The sequence below is a fragment of the Tsuneonella rigui genome (assembly GCF_003958625.1).
Classification (GTDB): Bacteria; Pseudomonadota; Alphaproteobacteria; order Sphingomonadales; family Sphingomonadaceae; genus Tsuneonella; species Tsuneonella rigui.
In genome coordinates this window covers 151,138-167,821 of the sequence record NZ_RSEL01000015.1, presented here as the reverse complement: position 1 = coordinate 167,821, position 16,684 = coordinate 151,138, and the positions used below count along the sequence as shown (strand labels likewise).

Here is a 16,684-nt window from a genome sequence, read left to right as displayed (position 1 = left end):
CGGCCGCCGACGCCGAGCGCGAGGAGCTCGCCCGGCTGCTCGCACCGCACGAGCTCGCCGCGCTCGGCAGCTACTATTGGGAAGGCTGGGCGCGCGACGAGCAGCTCCCGCCCGAACAGGCATGGCGCACCTGGCTGATCTGCGCCGGGCGCGGCTTCGGCAAGACCCGCGCCGGGGCCGAATGGGTGCGCGACGTCGCCCGCCAGGACGGCAATGCGCGGATCGCGCTGGTCGGCGCGAGCCTGACCGAAGTGCGCAACGTGATGGTGGAAGGCGACAGCGGGGTGCTCGCCGCCGCGCCCGGCGCGCTCGCCCCGGTGTTCGAGCCGAGCTTGCGCAAGCTGACGTGGGAGAACGGCGCGATCGCCTGGCTCTATTCCGCGGGTGAGCCCGAGACCCTGCGCGGTCCGCAGCACAGCCACGCACCCCGGGCAATCGCAAAAGGAGGCAACCGTCAACGCCGCTCATGCGCTGCTGGACATGTTGCTGCATCCGGCCATCGAGGGCGAGGTCGATGTGCCGCCGAGCGATCCGGGCGAGGGCCAGTGCTGGCTGGTCGGCGGTGAGCCGAGCGGCATCTTCGCCGGCCACCCGCATGGTCTCGCGGGCTTCGTCGGCGGGACGTGGGTGTTTGCCGCTCCCGTCGAGGGAATGCGTTTGTACCACCGCGCTGCGCGGCATTTCCTCGTCTATTCGGACGGATGGAGGCAGGTGGCCGCGCCCGATCTGCCGGGTGGCGGAGCCATTGTCGACCAAGAGGCCCGTGGCACGATTGCCACACTAATCCAGGCTTTGCGCGATGCCGGAATATTCCCGGCCGAGTGATGGGAACATTCCCCACGAGCAGGCGTTCGGCGGGGACAAGGAGGGTTGGAAAACAAGATTTTTTCGTGTTTGTCGCCAAACGATGCCTTCTTGCAACAGTTTGGAGTCAAAGCCCGCTTGCCTCGTTGATGGGGAAAAGTTAGAAATCGGGCCGCTCGATGGCTCAAATTCGCTAAAAAGGGGAATTATATAATGCGGAAACTCGTCATTGGCATGGCGATGGCATCGACTGCCATTGCATCGCCTGCTCTCGCGCGTGATGGCGCGTGGTATGTCGAACTCGATGGCGGTCCGATGATCGTTGAAGACATCGAATTCGATCTGCCGGCCGCGACCAACGCGGTTCACGTCGACCACCACAAGGGTTATGACTTCGGCGGCATCGTCGGTTATGACTTCGGCTTCATCCGCCTCGAAGCGGAAGGCAGCTATCGTGCGGCGGACATCCAGGACCTGCAGATCGGCGCGGCTGGCGTCCTCGGCGCGCCGGGTGGCTTCATCTACCGTAACACCACGCTTGGCGCCGATGGCGATTCGAGCGTCCTGAGCTTCATGGTCAACGCCCTCGCCGATTTCGGTGACGACGATGGCCTGCAGGGCTTCGTCGGCGGCGGTGTCGGTGTGGCGCGCACCAAGTTCGACGGCGTGACCGTCGATACGGCCGGCGCGGGCTTCCTCGACGATTCGGACAGCGGTTTCGCCTGGCAGCTGCTCGCCGGTGTGCGCGCTCCGCTCACCGACACCATCGACGTCGGCTTGAAGTATCGCTTCTTCAACACCAGCAACAACGATGTCGTCGACAGCCTCGGCCGCGAAGCCAGCGCCAAGTGGCGTTCGCACTCGATCCTCGGCACCATCGGGTTCAACTTCGGCGGCGCTCCGGCCCCGATGCAGACCTGCTGGGACGGCACACAGCTGCCGATGGACGCGACTTGCCCGGCTCGTCCGACTCCGCCGCCGCCGCCCCCGCCGCCCCCGCCGGTGGTTACCGCTCCGGTCTGCAACAAGGGCCCGTACATCGTGTTCTTCGAGTGGGACAAGGCGGACATCACTCCGGAAGCCGCGACGATCCTCAACAACGCGGTTTCGGCTTACGCCAACTGCGGTGCGGCGTCGGTCATGCTCGCCGGTCACGCGGACCGTTCGGGTACGGCGACGTACAACGTGGGTCTGTCGCAGCGTCGTGCGAACAACGTGCGCAGCTACATGGCTGGGCGCGGCGTTCCGGACGGCCGGATCACGACCGAAGCCTTCGGCGAATCGCAGCCGCGCGTTCCGACCGCGGACGGCGTGCGCGAACTCCAGAACCGCCGGGTGGAAATCACCTACGGTCCGGGTTCGGGCATGTAAGCTTCGGCTCAGCCGAAAAACGATTGGGGCCGGAGAAATCCGGCCCCTTTTTCGTTTGACTATCGAACCGTCCTGGAGTTGCCCGCATGTCTCATCGCCTGCCTGTCGCCCTTGTCACCGCTCCCCTCGCGCTAGCGCTTGCCGGGTGCAACACGGTTGCGGATCTGCCCGGGCAGCGGATCGGAAGCGCGACGCTGACGCTCGCGAATGGCCAACCGGCTGGCAGCGCGCAAATCGTCGCCGCAGGGAGTCGAGTCACGCTCGCGGTCGGGCTCACCGGTATTGCCCCGGGCGCGCATGGCATCCATCTGCATACGGTGGGCGCTTGCAACGGGCCCGATTTTGCCTCGGCGGGCGGGCACCTCAACCCGCTCGGACGGCACCACGGCTCGCTAGCGGCTGACGGGAAGCACGAGGGCGACTTGCCCAATGTGGTGATCCAGTCCGGCGGCAGCGGCGCGCTGACCGCCGACCTCTCGGGCACGCCTGAGGAAGTGCGGGCTTGGCTGTTCGATACCGACGGGGCCTCGATCGTCGTCCACGCCGATCCCGACGACTACAAGACCGATCCCTCGGGCAATTCCGGTGCCCGGATCGCCTGCGGGGTGATCAAGCCGGCCTGAGCGCTCCTTCGCCGGCCGCTTCGGCCCGTTCTATCAGCGAGCGTGCAGCCTCCGGCACCAGGCGGATGGCAGCCAGCAGGCAGACAAACCCGATCGGGCCGGCCCATAGGACCGAGCGCACGCCGAACGAAACGTCGCCGCCGTGCGTCGCCGAAATCCACCCGGCAAGAAATGGCCCGAGCGCGAGGCCGACCAGAGTGGTGGCCAGGAAGAAGGTTGCCGTCGCCACACCGCGCATCCGGGGCAGGACCAGCGACTGGCTGGTCGCGGCGGCCGCGCCGAGTGCGCTGGCGGCGAGGAACTGGCTGAGGCTCGCGCAAATGAAGAATACCTTCTGATCGGGCGTGGTGAACAGTACCCACACTACCGGCAGCGGCGCCACGAGCCCGAACATAACGACGAACAGCCGGCCCGCCGGATGACGGGCAAACAACCAGTCCGCCGCGCGCCCGCCCGCAATGACTCCCAGGAAGCCCGCGACGGCAGCGGGCGCACCGAGCAGCCAGCCGATCTCGGTCTTGGGAATGGAGAACGCCAATTCGCCATAAGGCGCGGCGAAGAACGAACTGGCGTAGGACATGAACGAGACCACGCCGTAGCCGAGGATCGTCGCAAGGAATGCGGGCGAGCCCCAGGTCAGGCGGAAGGTCGGCAAGTCGCGTGAGCGCAGCGCCGTCGCCCAGCTGAACACGGCGTAGTAGCCGATCCCGAGAAACAGCCACTGATCCGATACCGCCGGTATGATGGCGCCCGGACCGGCATAGATCAGCTTTGTCAGCAGCACGGCAGCCGCGGCGAAGCCGACCGCAGCCAGCACGTTGATCGCCAGTGCGCCCGGTCCGCGCCGCAATGCGCCGACAAACGTGAACGGCGGAATGATCAGCATCAGCTCTTCGAAGAAACCCCGGAACGGCGCCGGGTCCTCTTCGCTCGGCATGCCATCGATCAGGCCCCGCACCGGCTCGCGCAGGGTCAGAACCCATAGCGCGAGGAGCAGGCCGGGGACGCCGACCCACACGAATGCGGCTTGCCAGCCAACCAGGCCAAGCGGGCCGCCGTTCGGATAGGCCTTGTTCCAGCTCTCGACGATCAGCCCACCGATCAGCAGCGAGACGCCGCCCCCGAAGTACAATCCCGATGAATAGATCGCGAGCGCGGTCGCGCGCAGGCGGGCGGGGAACCAGTCGGAGATGAGCGAATAGGCGGACGGGCTGGCGGTGGCCTCACCCACGCCGACGCCGATGCGCGCGCCGGTCAGCATCGCGCCGTTGCGGGCGAAGCCGGAGAATGCGGTCATCAGCGACCACAGTGCCAGCCCGATGCTCATCAGTCGCACGCGCTTCCAGCTGTCGGCCAGCTTGCCGAGCGGAATGCCGAACAGCGCATAGAAAATCGCGAAGGCGGTGCCGTAGAGAAAGCCCAGGAAGGCATCGTCGACGTGCAGGTCACGCTTGATGTCGTTGGCGAGGATCGAGAGGATCTGCCGGTCGACGAAGTTCAGGACATAGATCAACACCAGTACGCTCAGCGCGTACCAGCTATAGGCCGGGACAGGGGCGTCTTGCGGAGCGCCTTCGGCGGCCGCGTTCGGATCGGTCAAAGGGTCTCTCCCGGCATGCCGGTCAGGCCCCGGCGTAAGCCACCCTATCCGTCAATCCCGCTTCGGCGAAGCCCTTTTGCCGCAACCGGCAACTGTCGCAGGTACCGCAGGCGAGGCCGTCGTCGGTCGGATCGTAGCACGACCACGAAAGCCCCGTGTCGAGCCCCAACCGCGCGGCCTCCCGCGCGATGTCCGCCTTGGTCATGTGCTGCAGCGGCGCGTGGATCGTGAACGGCCGCCCTTCCGCGCCTTCGCGGGTTCCCAGGCGCGCGGTCTCCGCGAAACTGGCGATGAACTCGGGCCGGCAATCGGGATAGCCCGAATAATCGAGCGCATTGACCCCGATGAACACGTCATGCGCGCCGCTCGCTTCCGCGAAAGCTACAGTGAGCGACAGGAACACGAGATTGCGCGCGGGCACATACGTAACGGGGATGTCCGACCCCACACCGTCCTTTGGAACCGCGATATCCGCCGTCAGCGCCGACCCGCCGAACGCGCGCAGGTCAAGCGGGAGAACGACATGGCGCTCGACGCCGATCGCGCCGGCGACGAGTTTCGCGGACGCCAGTTCGCGTCGATGACGCTGGCCGTAGTCGATCGTCAGCGCCAGCACGCCGAAGCCCTGCTCGCGCGCCAGCCCAGCCACCACCATGGAATCGAGCCCGCCCGATAGCAGGACCACCGCACTTTTCGTCTCGGATTGCATTCGGGCCCGCTAAGCCTTGCCGCGCAGCGCGGCAACCGCGGTCAGCGGCAGGCGCCGACCTTGCGCGCTTCAGCCGAGAACTGGAACGGCAGCCCGCCGGCGATGCCCTGGCTGTCGATCTGGACCAGGCTGTTGCTCTCACGGCGCACGCTGGTGCGGCCGTAACCGTTGCCGCGGCAGGTATATTGGACAGTCACCGCATTGGCGCCATCTTCGACCACAAAGCGGCTGCAGCCGCTATCGGCGTGCTGCAATTGAATCAGTTCGAGCCCAGAGCGCACGCACAGTTTGCGCGGCGCGGTGCCGTCGCGATAGCGCACCTCCCACTGGCCATCGTCGAGCCCAGTGAGCATGGCAAGCGAAGGACCCTGCGCCGCGGCGGGCGTCAGTATTCCGGTTGCGTAGAGGCCGGCCGCGATCACGGCGGATCGCCGACCGGTAATGGTCTTCAGTCGCATCAATGAACTCCACCGTGCGCCCGCGAAGTTTCGACCGGCACGGCCTTTAGCACAGAACCAGCCGCGCGATAAAGTGTTCCGTCTGAACGATGAGCCGTTAGTCCCGGATCGGGAAGCTGCGCGAACAAAACGCGCAGTCGACCACGATCACGCCCTCGTCGTTGCGCATCTCGGCTCGCTCTTCTTCAGGGAAACGCGAAATGACAGCGCGGTAGTGTTCGTCCGAGCAGCGACATCCGCGAGCAAGCTGCGCGCCGCGTTCGACGCGGACTTGGTCTTCCTCGTGAAAGAGCCGCCACACCAGCGCCTCAAGCGACAGTTCGGGATCGAGCAATTCATCGTGGCGCGTACTGCCCGCCAGCGTCGCGACATGCTCCCACTCGGGATGATCCATGCGGACATGGAGCCGCTCGCGCCCTTCTTCCCCGTCGGCAAGGTGCTGGACTACGATCCCGCCCGCGACGGTGTGCGAGCCGTTCGAGCGCACCGCCGTACGGATCAACGTCGGCAACTGTTCGGACTGGCTGAAATAGCTCTCGCAGGCCTGCGCCAGCGATTCGCCCTCCAGCGGCACGATCCCCTGATAGCGGCCCTTGCCCTCGGGCAGGTCGAAGGTCATGGCCAGATAGCCCTTGCCGAACAGGGCGTAGAGCGACGGATTGGCGCCCAGCGCTGCGAGCCGGTCGGCGTCGAAATCGACGTACCCTCGCAAATTACCGCCTTGCCAGTCGCATACCAGCAAGCGCACGACACCGCCCTCGGTCTGCGCCTGCAACGTGAGCTGCGCGCTATCTTCCTTGAGCAAGCCGCCAATCAGCGCCGCGAGCACCAGCGCCTCGGCGAGCAGGTGCGTGATGGCCGGCGGATAGGCGTGCGCAGAAAGAATTTCGTCGAGCACGGCGTCCAGCCGCACAGCGCGCCCCCGAGCATGCCGCGAGGGGATCGAGAAGCCGAGCAGGCGATCGGCGTAGGTTTCAGGCGCTTCAATCATCGCCGGCCATATGGGGATGGCAGGCGCTGACGCAATCTAGCCGGTTACAGCTCGCCGAGGCACCAAAGCAGCACTGACTTCTGCGCGTGAATGCGATTCTCGGCCTCGTCGAAGACGACCGAGCGGTCGCTTTCGAATACCTCGGCATCGACTTCCTCACCGACGTGGGCGGGAAGGCAATGCAGAAAGCGCGCATCGGGCTTGGCGCCGGCCATCAGCGCAGCATTGACCTGGTACGGCGCCATCGCCGCCAGCTTGTTGTGCGCATGGTCCTGGCCCATCGAGACCCAGGTGTCGGTCACGACGATGTCCGCGCCGTTGGCTGCCTCGGCCGCATCGCGGGTAAGCGTGACGGTAGCCCCGGCCGCGCGCGCTTGAGCGACGAAGCGATTGTCCGGCTCGTAACCTTGGGGCGTGCCGACCCGGACGTTGAATCCCAGCAGGCCCGCTGCCTCAAGGATCGAGTGCAGCACATTGTTGCCGTCTCCGAGCCAAGCCAGTTCGAGACCCCGGAGGCTCATCCCCTGCTCCTCGATGGTCAGCAGATCGGCCATGATCTGGCACGGATGCGACTGATCGGTCAGGCCATTGATCACCGGCACGGTCGCGTGATGCGCCAGTTCCTCGATCTTGGCGTGGTCGTCGGTGCGGATCATGATAGCGTCGACCATGCGGCTGAGCACCCGCGCGGTGTCGGCGAGCGATTCGCCGCGGCCGAGCTGCGTGCTTCCGGCGTCCATGATCAGCGCGCTGCCGCCGAGCTGGCGCATCGCCATGTCGAAGCTCACGCGGGTGCGGGTCGAATTCTTCTCGAAGATCATCGCCAGCACATGGCCGGCGAGCGGCGCATCGGCGTCGGACTTGCCCTTAGGCCAACCCTGCCGCGCGGACTTGCGGGTGTGCGCGTCGGCGAGCATCGCCCGCACCGCCTCGGCACCGGCATCGCCGAGATCGAGGAAATGCCGCGCGGTCATGCCGCTTCGGCGGGCTGGTAGCTCGCCGCGCCGGCGGAGAGCCGGTCGAAGAACTCGTCGAATTCGGCGTCGCCCGCGACCAGCGGCGGCAATACGCGCAGCGTGTTGTCGCCCGCCGCCACCGTCAGCAGCTGATGGTTGTCGCGAAGATGCGCGTAGAACGGGCGGCTTTCCGACTTCATCTTGAGCCCGAGCATCAGGCCCTTGCCGCGCACGCCTTCGAACAGCTCGGGGTAGTTGCCGATGAACTGTTCGAGCCGGCTGCGCAGCCGCTCGCCCTTCTCGCGCACCTCAGCGAGAAACGCGTCGTTGCCGACCGCGTCGAGGACCGCATTGCCCGCAGCCATCGCCAGCGGATTACCGCCATAGGTCGAGCCATGACTGCCGATAACCATGCCGCGTGCGGCCTTCTCGGTCGCAAGGCACGCGCCAAGCGGAAATCCGCCGCCGATGCCCTTGGCCGTGGCGAGGATGTCGGGCTCGATGCCGTAGTGCTCATAAGCGTACATCCGGCCGGTGCGCGCAACGCCGCACTGCACTTCGTCGAGTACCAGCATGAGGTCGTTGTCGTCGGCGAGCTTGCGCAGTCCTTGCATGAATTCGTCCGATGCGGGCCGGATACCGCCTTCACCCTGGATCGGCTCCACGAGAAAGCCCGCGGTGTTCGGCCCCATCAGCGCCTTGGCGCTCTCGAGGTCGTCGAACTCGGCGTACTTGAAGCCGGCGAGCAGGGGCATGAAGCCCTTGTGCATCTTGTCCTGATTGGACGCGCTGATGGTCGCCATCGTGCGGCCGTGGAACGCGTTCTTGAACGTGATCAGCTCGTACTTGTCGTCGTTGTCGACGTGCTGGTGATAGGCGCGCGCAGTCTTGATCGCGCACTCCACCGCCTCGGCGCCCGAGTTGGTGAAGAACACCGTGTCGGCGAAGGTCAGGTCGACCAGCCGCTGCGCGAGGCTCTCACCCTGCGGGCTGCCGTAGAGGTTGGACACATGCATCAGCGTAGCGGCTTGGCGTTGGATCGCCCCAATCAGCCCTTCGTGGCTATGCCCGAGCAGGTTGACCGCGATGCCGCTCGCGAAGTCGAGGTAGCGGGTGCCGTCCTCGTCGATCAGGTGGCAATGCTCGCCGCGCACGGGCCGCACGCCGCACCGGGGGTAGACGGGCATCAGCGGGGTGATCGACATCGGACTTTCCTTCGAGATTGGGAATTCACAACGACAAATGGCGGCTCCGAAGAGCCGCCATTCGCACCGTTAGAGGTGGGCGCTACCCCGGTCAAACGACCGGGGGTTTCGCCGACGATCAGCCCTGTACGGGCACCAGGTTGACCGCCGAGTGCTTGCCTCGTCGATCGACCTCGAGATCGAATTCGTACTTCTCGCCTTCGTTGAGGCCCGAGAGGCCCGAACGCTCGACCGCGCTGATGTGCACGAACGCATCGGGCTGGCCATCATCGCGGACGAGGAAGCCGAAACCCTTCATCGAGTTGAAGAACTTGACCGTGCCGGTCGCCTTCTCGCCGGTCAGCTCGCGCCGCGGAGCGCCCGCGCCGCCGCCGAAGCCGCCGCGATCACCGCGGTCGCCACGATCTTCCCGCGGACCACGATCGGTTACCGGAACCACGTCGCCGACGATCTGCAGGTCCTGCGCGGAAATCTTGCCGCCGCGATCGACCAGGTTGAACGCCAGCTCCTGGCCTTCGCCGAGGCCCGTAAGGCCGGCACGCTCGACCGCGCTGATGTGCACGAACACATCCTCGCCGCCGCCTTCCTGCGCCACAAAGCCGAAGCCTTTCTGGGCGTTGAAGAACTTCACCGTGCCCTTGCCGGCACCAACGACCTGCGGGGGCATGCGGTTGAAACCGCCGCCACCACCACCGCCGCCACCGCCGAAGCCGCGGCCACCGCCGCCGCCTCCACCGAAGCCGCCGCTGCGCTGACCGCCGCCGTAGCCGCCGCCACCACCGCCGCCGTAGCTGCCGCCGCCGCCACCACCGTAACCTCCACGGTCGCCGCCGCCGAAGCCGCCGCGGTCACCGCCCCCGAAGTCACCGCCGCCGCCGCCAAACGGATCGAAGCTGTCTTCGCCAAATCCGTCGCGCTTGTCCTTACCGCGGCGCCGCCCTTTATCGTAACCCATGCCTAAAAACGTACCTTCGCCTGCCTCGCCGCCCGTTTCGCCTTTCCCGGGAGACGCGGACGGAGCGCACCGGGGCGGGGCGGACGAGCCATTTCCGGCCATCCTCCCCGTCGATCAAGCGGCGTTCATAGCGCAAGAGTCGGCCCTGCGCGAACGATTTAACCGCACGGCCCTTCGTGGCGCATGAATGTGTCATTTCGGCAAAAGCGACGGTGCTTGCCTCGCACGCATCGGACCGGCAATGAACCGTCCATGGACCTCATCGCCCTGTTCTCCGAGCCCTCCACCTGGCTGGCGCTCATCACCCTGGTCGCGCTCGAGATCGTGCTCGGGATCGACAACCTCGTGTTCATCGCGATCCTCTCCAACAAGCTGCCGCCCGAGCAGCAGACCAAGGCGCGGCGCATTGGGCTCAGCCTCGCGCTGATCATGCGTATCCTGCTCCTTCTGCTGATCGGCTGGCTGGTGACGCTGCAGCAGCCGCTGTTCGATTTGGGCCTCGTCGGTCCGGAAGGCGCGCACGGCGAGCCTGCCTTCGAGACAGCCTTCTCCGGCCGCGACCTGATCCTGTTCGCCGGCGGTCTGTTCCTGCTGTGGAAGGCGACCAAGGAAATCCACCACGCGGTCTCGCCCGAGGAGGATTCGGGCGAGTTGCTCGACAAGACGAAGGGCCCGGCGCAGATCGCCTTCGGCGCGGCGATCGCGCAGATCATCGCGCTCGACATCGTTTTTTCGGTCGATTCGATCCTGACCGCGGTCGGCATGACCGACGACGTGCCGATCATGATCACGGCGGTGATCATCACCGTGACCGTGATGCTGTTCGCCGCCGACCCGCTCGCAAAATTCATCGAGAAGAACCCGACGCTGGTGATGCTGGCGCTGGCGTTCCTGGTGATGATCGGCTTCGTCCTGATCGCCGACGCGTTCGGCTTCCACGTGCCCAAGGGCTACATCTACGCCGCGATGGGCTTCTCGGTCGCGGTCGAGGGGCTCAACATGGCTCAGCGCAAGCGGCGCCAGAAGGGAGCCCCCGATGCCTGATTTCCGCCGCCTCTCCGATACGATGCTGGCGAGCCCGCAGATTACGGTTGCGGATGTCGCAGCGGCGAAAGACGCCGAGGTGACGCTGATCGTCAACAACCGGCCCGAAGGCGAAAGCGACGATCAGACGCCCGGCACCGAAATCGAAGCGGCCGCGCGGGCGGCCGGGATCGACTACCTTGAAATTCCCATCGGCCACTCGGGCTTCAGCCATCCGCAGGTCGCCAAGCTGGCCGAGGCGCTCGCTGGTGCGGAGGGGACCGTGCTTGGCTATTGCCGCTCAGGCACACGGTCGACGTTGCTGTGGGCGCTCGCGAAGGCCGAAATGGGCGACGACCCCGAGGCGCTCGCCGCCGCGGCCGCCCAGGCAGGCTATGACGTTGCGCCGGTGCGCCCCGCGATGGACGCCCTCGCCGCCGCGAAATGAACGCCGAGCTGCTGCAGTTCGGCGGCTCTCTGGTCGCGATTCTCGCGCTCGCGTGGATTGCGCACAAGCTCGGCTTGGGCGGTGACACGAGGATCCGGGACGAGGCTCACTTGCGCGAACTGGCCGAAGAGGCCCTATGCGGGTTCGATCCGGTCGATATGGCGATCGACCGCAGCGGCATGGGCGCGCTGGCCCGCGATGCGCAGGGGCGCGTGATGCTGCTGCGTCGCCACGGCGCGCACTTCGCCTCCCGCCTGCTCGACAATCATTTGCATGTTCGGCTCGACCGCAACCTGATCACGGTCGGCACTGGCGAGACGCGCTTCGGGACCATCACCCTCGACCTCGGCGACCAAGCACCCGCTTGGGCGGCGAGCCTCAGGCGGTTATAAGGGCCGCGCGATGCCGCACTTCTCGCCCACCGACTACGCCGTGCCCGGGTTCGTCCTCCTCGTCCTGATCGAGATGATCTGGGCGCGCAAATTGCGGCGCGAGGCGTACGAGCCGCGCGATACCCTCACCAGCCTCGCCTTCGGACTCGGTAGCACGGTCGCGGGATTGCTCACCGGCGGTGTGTTCCTGGCCCTCTTCCTGTGGGCGTGGCAGTTCCGCCTGTTCGACATCGGCTGGCAGTGGTGGGCGTGGCCGGTGTGCTTCGTACTCGACGACCTCGCCTACTACTGGATCCACCGGTTCGGCCACCGGGTGCGGTGGTTCTGGGCGAGCCACGTCAATCACCACTCGAGCCAGCACTATAACCTGTCGACCGCGCTGCGGCAGACCTGGACCGGATTTCTGACGCTCGGGTTCGCGTTCAAGCTGCCGCTGGTGCTGCTCGGCTTTCACCCGGTGATGATCGCCATCGTCGGCGGGTTCAACCTGATCTACCAGTTCTGGATTCATACCGAGGCGATCGGCCGGATGCCGCGCTGGTTCGAGGCGGTGATGAACACGCCCAGCCACCACCGCGTCCATCACGCGACCAACCCGCGCTACCTCGACCGCAACTATGCCGGCGTGTTCATCGTGTGGGACAAGCTGTTCGGCACCTTCGAGCCCGAGGTGGACGACGAACGCATCCGTTACGGCATCGTCAAGCAGCTCGGCAGCTTCAATCTGCTGCATTCGGTATTCCACGAGTGGATCGGCATCGCGCAGGATATGTGGCGCGCGCCGTGGCGGCACAAGCTGTCCTACCTGATCCGCGAGCCCGGCTGGAGTCACGACGGCAGTCGCGAGACCAGCGGCATGATCCGCGCCCGCTGGGAAGCGCGCCGGCAATCGGTTGCGCCCGAAAACCCGATTGCGGATCGCCAAGAGGCTGCCTAACGTTTCCGTAAAGGAGAGGTTAGGGTCATGGACACATTCGACGTCATCGTCGTCGGCGGCGGCAGTGCGGGCAGCGCGGTCGCGGGCCGGCTCGCGCAGAGCGGCAAGACGGTCTGCCTGCTCGAAGCCGGAGGCCGCAACGACAACATGCGGGTCAAGACGCCCGGGTTTATGCCCTTCATCGACGAGAAGTCGAACTACCGGTTCGAGACCGTTCCGCAGAAGGGCCTCAATGGCCGCACTGGCTACCAGCCGCGCGGCAAGGGCCTCGGCGGGTCGAGCGCGATCAACGCGATGGTCTACATCCGCGGCAACGCGTGGGATTACGACAACTGGGCGGCGCTGGGCTGCACCGGGTGGGCCTTCGAGGACGTGCTGCCCTACTTCAAGCGCGCCGAGCACAATGAACGCGGCGCGGATGCCTTCCACGGCGACCATGGCCCGCTCAACGTCGCCGACCAGCACCATGCCAACCCTGGCAGCCTCGCTTTCGTCGAAGCTGCAACACAGCTTCAACTGCCGCACAACGCCGATTTCAACGGCGCGAAGCAGGACGGATTCGGGCTTTACCAGGTCACCCAGAAGGGCGGCGAGCGCTGGTCCGCCGCGCGCGCCTACGTCGAGCCGCTACGGGGCAACCGCAATCTCGACGTGCGCATCGGGGTTACCGTCAAGCGTCTGGAGATTGCGGACGGCCAGGTGACCGGCGCGACCTATCTCGTCGGCAACAAGGAGCGCACGATCCACGCACGAGGCGTGGTGCTGTCCGCGGGCGCGTTCAACAGCCCGCAGATCCTGATGCTGTCGGGCATCGGGCCTGCCCAGCACTTGCACGAGATGGGCATTGACGTCGCGCTCGACCGGCCGGCGGTCGGTGCCGATCTGCAAGACCACATCGACTACGTCTCGAGCTGGGAAAGCAAGAGCCGGGACTTCTTCGGCGACAGTCTCGCGGGCACGTTCCGCATGGCCAAGGCTGTGCTCGAGCATCGCCGCAAGCGCACCGGCATCATGACCACCTGCTTCGCCGAGGCCGGCGGCTTCTGGACTGTCATGCCCGGCGCGCCGGCGCCGGACATCCAGTGGCACTTCGTCCCCGCGATGCTCGAAGATCATGGGCGGACCAAAGTGAAGGGCCACGGCTTCTCGCTTCACGCCTGCGTCCTGCGCCCCGAAAGCCGCGGCACCGTGCGGCTGGCGAACACCGATCCGACGGCAGCGCCGCTGATCGATCCCAACTTCCTCGACGACGAGCGCGATCTCGCGACCCTGCGCGCGGGCGTGCGCCTGTCACACCGCATCGCCGAAGCGCCCGCGCTGCAGGAGTACGCGCCGCAGGATCGCTATCCGATCGACATCAACGACGACGCGGCGCTCGATGAGCTCATCCGCAACCGCGCCGACACTGTTTACCACCCGGTCGGCACCTGCCGGATGGGCGGCGATGCCGACAGCGTGGTCGACCCGACGCTCAAGGCGCGCGGGATCGCAGGACTATGGGTCGCGGACGCCTCGATCATGCCGCGGCTGGTCTCGGGCAATACCAACGCGCCGAGCATCATGATCGGCGAACGCTGTGCCGACTTCGTGAAAGCGTCGCTCGCTGCATAAAAAAGGGGCCGGAGCATTGCGCTCCGGCCCGTCGAAGGCGGTGTTCGCAGGAGGAACCTCGTCAAATCAGTTGTAGGCGCGCTCCCCGTGCTCGCCGATGTCGAGGCCGTCGTATTCGACCTCCGGGGTAACGCGCAGGCCGGTGACGGCCTTGGCAATCGTGATGGCGATCGCGGTGCCGACCGCGGCCCACACGATGGTGGTGCCGACCGCCTCGATCTGCACCAGCGTCTGGGCGCCCATGCCGACCGAACCATCGCCCGGCCCGCCGAACAGCGGGTCGTGCAGGATGCCGGTGCCAATCGCGCCGATCATCCCGCCGATGCCGTGGATGCCGAAGGCGTCGAGCGCGTCGTCGTAGCCGAACATCGGCTTGAGCTTGGAGACCGCGAAGAAGCAGATCACCGAGGCCAGCGCGCCGAGCACGATCGCGCCGAAGACGCCCACGTTGCCCGCCGCCGGGGTCACCGCGACGAGACCCGCCACGATGCCCGAGCAGAAGCCCAGCGCCGAGCCCTTGTGGCCCATCGCCCGCTCGGTGAGCATCCAGAACAGCGCGGCCGAGGCGGTGGCGACGAAGGTGTTGATCATCGCCAGGCCCGCCGAGCCGTTCGCCTCGAGCGCCGAGCCGGCGTTGAACCCGAACCAGCCCACCCACAGCAGGCCGGTGCCGACCATCGTCAGCGTCAGCGAATGCGGCGGCATCGGTTCGGCCGGGTAGCCCTTGCGCTTGCCGAGCATGATCGCGGCGACCAGCGCCGAGACGCCGGCGTTGATGTGCACCACCGTGCCGCCGGCGAAATCGAGCGCGCCCATCTCGAAGAACAGGCCGCCGCCCGCCCACACCATGTGCGCGATCGGGAAGTAGACGATGGTGAGCCAGATGGCCGCGAACACCATCACCGCCGAGAACTTGATTCGCTCGACCGTCGAGCCGAGCACCAGCGCGGCGGTGATCGCCGCGAATGTCATCTGGAAGCAGATGAACACGTATTCGCTGATCACCTCGTCGGAGAACGTGGCCGCGGTGCTGTCGGAGGTAACCCCGGCGAGGAAGAACTTGCCCCAGGCGACGAAGGCGTTGCCTTCCGGCCCGAAGGCCATGCCGTAGCCCCACATCACCCAGACCAGCATCGCCAGGCAGGCGACCGCGCCGATCTGGGTCATCGTCGACAGCATGTTCTTCGACCGGGTGAGCCCGCCGTAGAACAGCGCGAGACCGGGCAGGATCATCATCAGGACGAGGATGGTCGAGGTCATCATCCAGGCATTGTTGCCGGGATTGGCGACTTTGGCCGCCGCTTCCTGCGCATAGGCGGGGACGGCGAGGAGAGCTGTGCCTGCGACGAGCGCGCCGGCAAGAATTCTGCGGATCATTGGACGGTCCCTCACAGTGCGGTATCGCCGGTCTCGCCGGTGCGGATGCGGGTGGCGGAGGCGAGGTCGAGGACGAAAATCTTGCCGTCGCCGATCGCCTCGGTGCGCGCGACCGACTGGATCGTCTCGACCACTTGCGGCGCCAGCGCGTCGCTGGTGGCGAGTTCGATCTTCACCTTGGGCAGCATGTTGGTCGAGTATTCGGCACCCCGGTAGATTTCGGTCTGGCCCTTTTGCCGGCCGAAGCCCTTGACCTCGGTCACGGTCATTCCGGCGATGCCGATGCCCGACAGCGCCTCGCGCACCTCGTCGAGCTTGAACGGTTTGATCACGGCGATGATGAACTTCACGCCTGCCTCCCTGCTGCGCCGGATCGAACCGGCTTCGCAGGTGCAGCAAAAGGCGTGCCAACTGAGATCGTCGCCGGAAGTGGAGCCGCCTCGCGGAGATTTCGTGCCGCGAAAATAGGCAATGCCTATTCGGCAGGCAGCTCCAGCCGCGCCCAGACCGGCAGATGATCAGAAGCCTGGGCCGCCAGCGCGCTGTGGTGCACCCCCTGCGCAACCACCTTCCAGCGATGACAGGCGACCACCCGGTCGAGCTGGGCGACGGGATTGTTGGCCGGAAAGCTGCGGCCGGGCGTCAACGAGTGCCACCCGCTCGCGAGCTCGCGCATCGCGCCGGTGCCCGCGCCCCATTGATTGAAATCGCCCATCAAGACGGTCGGACAGCCGTGCTCACAGGCTTCGACGTGCTTGATGATCGCGCGCACCTGATCGCGCCGCCTTAGCCCGGACAGGTCGAGGTGAACGCCGACTGCGCGCAGCCGCACGCCGTTTGCCAAAAAGTCGCCCCGCACCGCCCCGCGCGGTTCGAGCCGCGGCAGTTCGACGGCGTGCGCCTCAAGAGCCTCGAAGTGCTTGCGCACGAGCAGCGCATTCCCGTGCCACCCCAGGCTATGCGGCCGGCGCGCTACCGGGAGCGCCTGCCACGCCGTCTCTTCCAGCGCCGCGCGGTCGATCACGCTCTCGCGCGCGCCGAACCGGCGGTCGCATTCCTGGAGCGCAATCACGTCGGCATCGAGCTCGCGCAGCACCGCGAGAATGCGATCGGGATCGCGCTTCCCGTCGTTCCCCACGGCCTTGTGGATGTTGTAACTGGCGAACGTCAGCTGCACGTGTCGGTAGGAACGCCGCTCGCTCGCGAACGGTCCCGCATCACCGC

Annotated in this window: 18 protein-coding genes and 1 pseudogene; 9 read left to right on the top strand and 10 right to left on the bottom strand. The window is 66.5% G+C overall.

The features are described from left to right. Positions 1-35: 35 nt before the first annotated feature. From ELY12_RS14285 to ELY12_RS07680, 4 genes and pseudogenes are all read left to right on the top strand, one after another. Positions 36-422: pseudogene (locus tag ELY12_RS14285) on the top strand (terminase large subunit domain-containing protein); the annotation flags it as partial. 58 nt (positions 423-480) lie between these two features. Then, a complete protein-coding gene (locus tag ELY12_RS07690; protein WP_126176117.1) occupies positions 481-825 on the top strand; it encodes a DUF2793 domain-containing protein in 345 nt (114 codons plus the stop codon). Positions 826-1,017: 192 nt separating this feature from the next. After that, complete coding sequence (locus ELY12_RS07685; RefSeq protein WP_126176116.1) at positions 1,018-2,175, top strand: OmpA family protein; 1,158 nt, start codon at positions 1,018-1,020, stop codon at positions 2,173-2,175. 86 nt (positions 2,176-2,261) lie between these two features. Then, positions 2,262-2,798 carry a superoxide dismutase family protein gene (locus ELY12_RS07680; RefSeq protein WP_126176115.1) on the top strand — a complete coding sequence of 179 codons (537 nt, stop codon included), beginning with the start codon at positions 2,262-2,264 and terminating at the stop codon, positions 2,796-2,798. Here the strand turns inward: ELY12_RS07680 and ELY12_RS07675 are convergent. From ELY12_RS07675 to ELY12_RS14570, 7 genes are all read right to left on the bottom strand, one after another. Next, complete coding sequence (locus ELY12_RS07675) at positions 2,785-4,398, bottom strand: MFS transporter (RefSeq protein WP_126176114.1); 1,614 nt, start codon at positions 4,396-4,398, stop codon at positions 2,785-2,787. The two genes, ELY12_RS07680 and ELY12_RS07675, sit on opposite strands and share 14 nt — an antisense overlap. Positions 4,399-4,420: 22 nt before the next feature. Beyond that, complete coding sequence (queC, locus tag ELY12_RS07670) at positions 4,421-5,107, bottom strand: 7-cyano-7-deazaguanine synthase QueC (protein ID WP_126176113.1); 687 nt, start codon at positions 5,105-5,107, stop codon at positions 4,421-4,423. A 41-nt stretch (positions 5,108-5,148) separates the two neighbouring features. Beyond that, positions 5,149-5,565, bottom strand: coding sequence for a DUF3617 domain-containing protein (locus tag ELY12_RS07665; RefSeq protein WP_241229770.1), 417 nt, complete (start codon positions 5,563-5,565; stop codon positions 5,149-5,151). A 97-nt stretch (positions 5,566-5,662) separates the two neighbouring features. Next, positions 5,663-6,556 (bottom strand): Hsp33 family molecular chaperone HslO, encoded by an 894-nt coding sequence (hslO, locus tag ELY12_RS07660; RefSeq protein ID WP_126176112.1) that lies wholly within the window; start codon positions 6,554-6,556, stop codon positions 5,663-5,665. A 44-nt stretch (positions 6,557-6,600) separates the two neighbouring features. After that, a complete protein-coding gene (gene argF / locus ELY12_RS07655; protein WP_126176111.1) occupies positions 6,601-7,530 on the bottom strand; it encodes an ornithine carbamoyltransferase in 930 nt (309 codons plus the stop codon). Next, positions 7,527-8,717 carry an aspartate aminotransferase family protein gene (locus tag ELY12_RS07650; RefSeq protein WP_126176110.1) on the bottom strand — a complete coding sequence of 397 codons (1,191 nt, stop codon included), beginning with the start codon at positions 8,715-8,717 and terminating at the stop codon, positions 7,527-7,529. The genes argF and ELY12_RS07650 overlap by 4 nt, the downstream gene beginning before the upstream one ends. Before the next feature lie 118 nt (positions 8,718-8,835). Next, positions 8,836-9,672, bottom strand: coding sequence for a cold-shock protein (locus ELY12_RS14570; protein WP_126176109.1), 837 nt, complete (start codon positions 9,670-9,672; stop codon positions 8,836-8,838). A 252-nt stretch (positions 9,673-9,924) separates the two neighbouring features. On the opposite strand from ELY12_RS14570, the gene ELY12_RS07640 reads away from it, so the two are divergent. The 5 genes from ELY12_RS07640 to ELY12_RS07620 are packed head-to-tail and all read left to right on the top strand — an operon-like array spanning position 9,925 to position 14,083. Beyond that, positions 9,925-10,716, top strand: coding sequence for a TerC family protein (locus ELY12_RS07640; RefSeq protein ID WP_126176108.1), 792 nt, complete (start codon positions 9,925-9,927; stop codon positions 10,714-10,716). After that, complete coding sequence (locus ELY12_RS07635) at positions 10,709-11,143, top strand: protein tyrosine phosphatase family protein (RefSeq protein ID WP_126176107.1); 435 nt, start codon at positions 10,709-10,711, stop codon at positions 11,141-11,143. Before ELY12_RS07640 ends, ELY12_RS07635 begins: the two co-directional genes overlap by 8 nt. Further along, a complete protein-coding gene (locus ELY12_RS07630) occupies positions 11,140-11,535 on the top strand; it encodes a hypothetical protein (RefSeq protein WP_126176106.1) in 396 nt (131 codons plus the stop codon). The genes ELY12_RS07635 and ELY12_RS07630 overlap by 4 nt, the downstream gene beginning before the upstream one ends. Before the next feature lie 10 nt (positions 11,536-11,545). Further along, positions 11,546-12,472, top strand: coding sequence for a sterol desaturase family protein (locus ELY12_RS07625; protein ID WP_126176105.1), 927 nt, complete (start codon positions 11,546-11,548; stop codon positions 12,470-12,472). A gap of 27 nt (positions 12,473-12,499) precedes the next feature. Next, positions 12,500-14,083 (top strand): GMC family oxidoreductase, encoded by a 1,584-nt coding sequence (locus tag ELY12_RS07620; RefSeq protein WP_126176104.1) that lies wholly within the window; start codon positions 12,500-12,502, stop codon positions 14,081-14,083. Positions 14,084-14,149: 66 nt separating this feature from the next. On the opposite strand, the gene ELY12_RS07615 is transcribed toward ELY12_RS07620, so the two are convergent. The 3 genes from ELY12_RS07615 to ELY12_RS07605 all read right to left on the bottom strand — a co-directional run bounded on the left by ELY12_RS07615 (position 14,150) and on the right by ELY12_RS07605 (position 16,637). Continuing rightward, a complete protein-coding gene (locus tag ELY12_RS07615) occupies positions 14,150-15,460 on the bottom strand; it encodes an ammonium transporter (protein WP_126176103.1) in 1,311 nt (436 codons plus the stop codon). An 11-nt stretch (positions 15,461-15,471) separates the two neighbouring features. Then, positions 15,472-15,810, bottom strand: coding sequence for a P-II family nitrogen regulator (locus tag ELY12_RS07610; RefSeq protein ID WP_126176102.1), 339 nt, complete (start codon positions 15,808-15,810; stop codon positions 15,472-15,474). 125 nt (positions 15,811-15,935) lie between these two features. After that, a complete protein-coding gene (locus ELY12_RS07605) occupies positions 15,936-16,637 on the bottom strand; it encodes an endonuclease/exonuclease/phosphatase family protein (protein WP_126176101.1) in 702 nt (233 codons plus the stop codon). Positions 16,638-16,684 lie beyond the last annotated feature (47 nt).

Coding starts and splice junctions, on each gene's coding strand:
- hslO (WP_126176112.1), bottom strand. CDS start 6,556: ATGATTGAAGCGCCTGAAACCTACGCCGATCGCCTGCTCGGCTTCTCG.
- ELY12_RS07685 (WP_126176116.1), top strand. CDS start 1,018: ATGCGGAAACTCGTCATTGGCATGGCGATGGCATCGACTGCCATTGCA.
- ELY12_RS07640 (WP_126176108.1), top strand. CDS start 9,925: ATGGACCTCATCGCCCTGTTCTCCGAGCCCTCCACCTGGCTGGCGCTC.
- ELY12_RS07680 (WP_126176115.1), top strand. CDS start 2,262: ATGTCTCATCGCCTGCCTGTCGCCCTTGTCACCGCTCCCCTCGCGCTA.
- ELY12_RS07650 (WP_126176110.1), bottom strand. CDS start 8,717: ATGTCGATCACCCCGCTGATGCCCGTCTACCCCCGGTGCGGCGTGCGG.
- ELY12_RS07620 (WP_126176104.1), top strand. CDS start 12,500: ATGGACACATTCGACGTCATCGTCGTCGGCGGCGGCAGTGCGGGCAGC.
- ELY12_RS07690 (WP_126176117.1), top strand. CDS start 481: ATGTTGCTGCATCCGGCCATCGAGGGCGAGGTCGATGTGCCGCCGAGC.
- ELY12_RS07665 (WP_241229770.1), bottom strand. CDS start 5,565: ATGCGACTGAAGACCATTACCGGTCGGCGATCCGCCGTGATCGCGGCC.
- argF (WP_126176111.1), bottom strand. CDS start 7,530: ATGACCGCGCGGCATTTCCTCGATCTCGGCGATGCCGGTGCCGAGGCG.
- queC (WP_126176113.1), bottom strand. CDS start 5,107: ATGCAATCCGAGACGAAAAGTGCGGTGGTCCTGCTATCGGGCGGGCTC.
- ELY12_RS07630 (WP_126176106.1), top strand. CDS start 11,140: ATGAACGCCGAGCTGCTGCAGTTCGGCGGCTCTCTGGTCGCGATTCTC.
- ELY12_RS07635 (WP_126176107.1), top strand. CDS start 10,709: ATGCCTGATTTCCGCCGCCTCTCCGATACGATGCTGGCGAGCCCGCAG.
- ELY12_RS14570 (WP_126176109.1), bottom strand. CDS start 9,672: ATGGGTTACGATAAAGGGCGGCGCCGCGGTAAGGACAAGCGCGACGGA.
- ELY12_RS07625 (WP_126176105.1), top strand. CDS start 11,546: ATGCCGCACTTCTCGCCCACCGACTACGCCGTGCCCGGGTTCGTCCTC.
- ELY12_RS07615 (WP_126176103.1), bottom strand. CDS start 15,460: ATGATCCGCAGAATTCTTGCCGGCGCGCTCGTCGCAGGCACAGCTCTC.